The organism is Candidatus Symbiopectobacterium sp. NZEC135, from assembly GCF_025962695.1.
Map to the genome: position 1 here is coordinate 1 of NZ_JAGFPF010000946.1, position 822 is coordinate 822.

Annotated in this window: 1 protein-coding gene; it reads right to left on the reverse strand. The window is 48.8% G+C overall.

What is annotated here, in order from left to right:
• On the reverse strand, positions 1–581 hold a 581-nt coding region (gene pdeH / locus J5224_RS31630; RefSeq protein WP_264628934.1), incomplete at its 3' end, for a cyclic-guanylate-specific phosphodiesterase.
• Positions 582–822: the final 241 nt, after the last annotated feature.

Sequence of the window (822 nt, forward strand, 5' to 3'; positions counted from 1 at the left end):
AAAATAAACAGCTCGCGCGCCACTTTGATACAGTCGTATTGCGCCTGCATCAGCGATGAAAAATTGGCGACGCCCGCCCCGAAATCATCCAGCCACAGATGCTGCATTTCGGGAAACATCGTCAAGACTTCTTGCGAGAGTGCTCCCTGATTTTCCACGATTTCAAATCGCAGCCAGGGCATGGAGGCGATCAACTGCTTCGCTTCATGGCTCTGTTGTAACGCGTGCAACGTTTGCCCGTCCACATTGACTGACGCCAGAATGCCATCCTGAATAAAACGCGGATGCCAACGGGACAGAAGCTGCATTTGCTCAATCACCACCTGTAACCGCTCGCCCACATTGATACTGGCAAAATAGGTTTCAGGTGAAACAAACCGCTGCGGAAACGCTGGCGAAAACACAGCGGTAAGCAGCTCTATGGCTAACAGCTTGCCGCTGGTGCGGTAAATAGGCTGAAAGTTGTAGCGTCTTTGACAGTGATGCCAATAATGGCGTTCAAAAGCTGCCGCATCCCCAAGTTCAGAAGGCAGCGCCTGTATAACCCCTAAATTCCCCTGCTGCCCGATACATTTTGTCATAAGACCTGATGTGATACGTTGTTAGCTTGCTCATACTTAGAAAAATGGATATCGGCAAAGCCACAGAAAACTTTATTGGTTATTTGGCTTATTACGCTATTTTATGCGAGAGATGTCTGGGAAAGAGAGTGCTCGGCTACGCCGTTACGGGTATAATCCGCAGCTGGTTTTGCAAGGTATAGAGAAATGGCATTACTGATCACCCCTAAATGCATTAACTGCGACATGTGCGAGCCAGAAT